Origin of the sequence: Stenotrophomonas capsici (assembly GCF_034961085.1) — a bacterium.
Taxonomy (GTDB): Bacteria; Pseudomonadota; Gammaproteobacteria; order Xanthomonadales; family Xanthomonadaceae; genus Stenotrophomonas; species Stenotrophomonas capsici.
Window position 1 is genome coordinate 1 of record NZ_JAYFUH010000176.1, and the last position, 3,641, is coordinate 3,641.

Below are 3,641 nucleotides of genomic sequence, written 5' to 3' on the forward strand. Positions count from 1 at the left end.
GGGGACGTGGTGATCGCGCTGTGCTACGTGCAGCGCCGTTTCCGGCCCCTCAACCTCTACCTGCGCGAGCAGGGCAGTGAAGCCGCCCGCGCCGCGGCATTGGACTACGCGCAGGCCATCCGTGACATGGCCTGCAACAACATCTTTCCCGGCGACATGTTGCTGAAGAACTTCGGTGTCTCCCGGCACGGCCGCGCGGTGTTCTACGACTACGACGAGTTGTGCCTGGTCACCGACTGCAACTTCCGGGCCTGGCCAACACCGCGCAGTGAGGAGGAGGCCATGGCCAGCGAGCCGTGGTTCCACGTCGCGCCCAACGACGTGTTCCCGGAACGTTTCGCGTTGTTCATGGGCCTGCCCCGCGCATTGCTGGACGTAGTGCAGGAGCGCTACGGCGAGCTGTTCGAGCCATCGTGGTGGCAGGGGCTGCAGCAGGGCTTCGGCAGGGGGGAGTTCCCGGACACACCGCCGTATCCGCGCGCGCTGCGCGTGGCCTGAGGGGGCATTGCGGTCGGGCGGCGCCTGCGCTGTAATCCGCCGACCAAGGGGATCCAACGGGGTGGGCTATGCGTGGCAGGTTCAGTGCGTGGGTGATGGTGGCCGGGCTGTTGCTGGGCATGTCCGGCGCCGGTATGGCAGCGGGAGGCAGCAGCATCACGGAGGTGCGCGGGCGCATCGAGCGCAGCATGCTCGTCAAGGGGGAGCTGCTGCTCAGCGAGGAGGGCACGGTCGCCTCGTTGCAACTGGACAGGGAAGAGATGCTGCCGACGGCCATTGCCGGCTACGTACGCGCCACGGTGCTGCCATGGCGGTTCGAGCCGGTCCGCGAACAGGGTCAGCCCGTGCGCGCGAAGGTGCCGGTCAGCCTGCGGGTAGTGGCCAAGCAACGGGACGATGGCAACTTCGAGGTGGCACTGCGCGGAGTGAACTTCATCGGCGGTGGCAAGGATGATCCGCGTGGTCTTTCATGTATCAGCACGACGCCGCCGCGTTATCCGCGTGAAGCCATTGACCTTGGTGTTGGCGGCACCGTTTACCTGCGTTTGCGGATTGGCAGGGATGGCAAGGTGATGCAGGCATTCGCCGAGCAGGTCAACCTGAAGTTCGTCAGCCGCGAACGGGATCAGCTGAGGTTCCGCCAGTTGTTCTCCGAGAGTGCGATCGAGCAGGCGTTGAAGTGGAGCTATCGCACACCTACGGAAGGAGACCTTGCGGGTCGCCCATATTGGGATGTCTGGGTGCCGGCGGACTACTCCTTCACCGATAGAGCACAGCCGGCGGTAAGGGGGTACGGCCATTGGCAGGTCTACGTGGCCGGGCCCATTCAGCGTGCGCCATGGGCGGAATCGGCCGCGCAGACCTGGCTCTCGCTGGATGCCCTGGAGGAGGGTGGCGTCTATATGGCCGACGGCAACGGCGGCCCGCGCCTGCTGACCCCGCTGCAAGGCGGGTGAGCAACCGACAGGTATCCCGGCGTGGCGTGATTGATGCGGTCATCCGGTTTGCGTTGTAATCGGGGCACTTCAATCTCAAGGATGTGAGCATGAACGTTCGAATCGGCGCGTTGGGCCTGGCCGGGGTGTTGTTGCTGGGCCTTCCCTCGATGGTGGTTGCCGAGCCGTCGCCGGGCAGCGTGGCGCAGGTCCGCCAGCAGGTGGAAAGCAGCATGCTGGTCAGTGGCGATGTGCATATCGAGACCGATGGATCGGTGTCCAGGTTGGTGCTCCGCCAGGAGGAGACGTTGCCCGAGGGCGTGGTCAAGCTGGTGCGCGACAGTGCGCTGCAGTGGCGTTTCGAACCCATCGTCGTGGACGGGAAGCTGGTCCGCGCGGTGGCACCGATGAGCCTGCGGGTGGTCGCGCGCAAGCTGGAGGGCGGCAGCTACGAGGTCAGCCTGCGTGGGGTGAGCTTCCAGAAGTACGACTCCACCGATCCGCAGAACGTCGCAAGCATCCAGATGGATCCGCCGCGGTATCCCGAGTTGGCCTTCCGCGCAGGCGCAACCGGCAGCGTCTACCTGCTGGTGAAGGTTGGCCGCGACGGAAAGGTCGAGGATGCCTTCGCCGAGCAGGTGAACCTGACCTTCCTCAGCCGTGAATCCGACCAGCGGCGTTTCCGCGAGGTGCTGGCCCGCAATGCGATAGCGGCGGCGAAGGGCTGGACGTTCCGGGTCCCCACCGAAGGTGACGTCGCCTCGCGGCCCTATTGGAACGTGCGCGTGCCGATCAGTTACGCGATGGGCCCCGGCCGGGACAAGGGGGCCGAAACCTATGGTCGCTGGGTCAGCTACGTGGCCGGCCCGCGTGAGCGCGCACCCTGGCGCACGGAAGACCGTAACGTGGAGGCCTCGCCTGACAGCCTGGCCGAAGGCGGCGTCTACATGGCCGACGGCAATAGCGGCCCGCGCCTGCTGACCCCGCTGCAAGGCGGCTGATCGCCGGCTGGAGCGGCCGCGGCGGCCAAGCCGACGAACCATCGGCTTGGCGGCCAGATTTTTTCCTGCGTGGCTGAGGCGCGAGGAGTCGCTGGTTTCACCGCCGGGGCCGCTCTTTCCGGGAAAACAGAAAGCCCCGCTTGCGCGGGGCTTTCTGTGGCTGCCAATCCCGAGGGATCAGCGCTTCATCGAACCGAAGAACTCGTCGTTGGACTTGGTGTTCTTCATCTTGTCCAGCAGGAATTCCATCGCGGCGATTTCGTCCATCGGGTGCAGCAGCTTGCGCAGGATCCAGATCTTCTGCAGCAGCTCCGGCTCGATCAGCAGGTCTTCGCGGCGGGTGCCGGAACGGTTGATGTCGATGGCCGGGTAGACGCGCTTCTCGGTGATGCGACGGTTCAGGTGCACTTCGCTGTTGCCGGTGCCCTTGAACTCTTCGTAGATCACCTCGTCCATCTTCGAGCCGGTTTCAACCAGCGCGGTGGCGATGATGGTCAGGCTGCCGCCTTCCTCCACGTTGCGCGCGGCACCGAAGAAGCGCTTCGGGCGGTGCAGGGCGTTGGCGTCCACACCACCGGTCAGGACCTTGCCGGAGCTCGGTACGACGTTGTTGTAGGCGCGGGCCAGGCGGGTGATCGAGTCGAGCAGGATCACCACGTCCTTCTTGTGCTCGACCAGGCGCTTGGCGCGCTCGATCACCATTTCGGCGACCTGCACGTGGCGCGCGGCCGGCTCGTCGAAGGTCGAGGAGACCACTTCGCCGCGCACGGTGCGCTGCATTTCGGTCACTTCTTCCGGACGCTCGTCCACCAGCAGCACGATCAGGTGCACTTCCGGATGGTTGGTGGTGATGGCCGTGGCGATCTGCTGCATCATCATCGTCTTGCCGGCCTTGGGCGGCGAAACGATCAGGGCGCGCTGGCCCTTGCCCTGCGGTGCCATCAGGTCGAGGATGCGGCCGGTGATGTCTTCGGAGGAGCCGTTGCCACGCTCCAGGGTGAAGCGCTTGCGCGGGAACAGCGGGGTCAGGTTCTCGAACAGCACCTTGTTCTTCGATGCTTCGATCGGCTCACCGTTGATGGTGTCCACGATCGACAGCGCGAAGTAGCGCTCGCCGTCCTTCGGGAAGCGGATGCGGCCGGACAGGTGGTCGCCGGTGCGCAGGTTGAAGCGGCGGATCTGGCTGGGCGAGATATAGGTGTCGTCC

At 65.6% G+C, this 3,641-nt stretch carries 4 protein-coding genes; 3 read left to right on the top strand and 1 reads right to left on the bottom strand.

Annotated features, from left to right (window positions below; all coding sequences use genetic code 11):
- The 3 genes from VA603_RS10825 to VA603_RS10835 all read left to right on the top strand — a co-directional run.
- Nucleotides 1-498, top strand: a 498-nt coding sequence (locus tag VA603_RS10825; RefSeq protein WP_323438826.1) for an isocitrate dehydrogenase kinase/phosphatase-domain containing protein, incomplete at its 5' end; no start/stop codon positions are given.
- Between the two features lie 95 nt (nt 499-593).
- On the top strand, nt 594-1,454 hold the full coding sequence (locus VA603_RS10830; protein WP_323438827.1) for an energy transducer TonB: 861 nt from the start codon (nt 594-596) through the stop codon (nt 1,452-1,454).
- Between the two features lie 89 nt (nt 1,455-1,543).
- Nucleotides 1,544-2,434: an energy transducer TonB gene (locus tag VA603_RS10835; RefSeq protein ID WP_323438828.1), complete on the top strand. Its 891-nt coding sequence runs from the start codon at nt 1,544-1,546 to the stop codon at nt 2,432-2,434.
- A gap of 177 nt (nt 2,435-2,611) precedes the next feature.
- On the opposite strand, the gene rho is transcribed toward VA603_RS10835, so the two are convergent.
- Nucleotides 2,612-3,641 (bottom strand): transcription termination factor Rho (gene rho / locus VA603_RS10840; RefSeq protein ID WP_323438829.1); only part of this gene is annotated, 1,030 nt, incomplete at its 5' end.

What these genes read in the sequence shown, in the direction of transcription:
- VA603_RS10830 (WP_323438827.1), top strand. Translation starts at nt 594, where the DNA reads ATGGTGGCCGGGCTGTTGCTGGGCATGTCCGGCGCCGGTATGGCAGCG.
- VA603_RS10835 (WP_323438828.1), top strand. Translation starts at nt 1,544, where the DNA reads ATGAACGTTCGAATCGGCGCGTTGGGCCTGGCCGGGGTGTTGTTGCTG.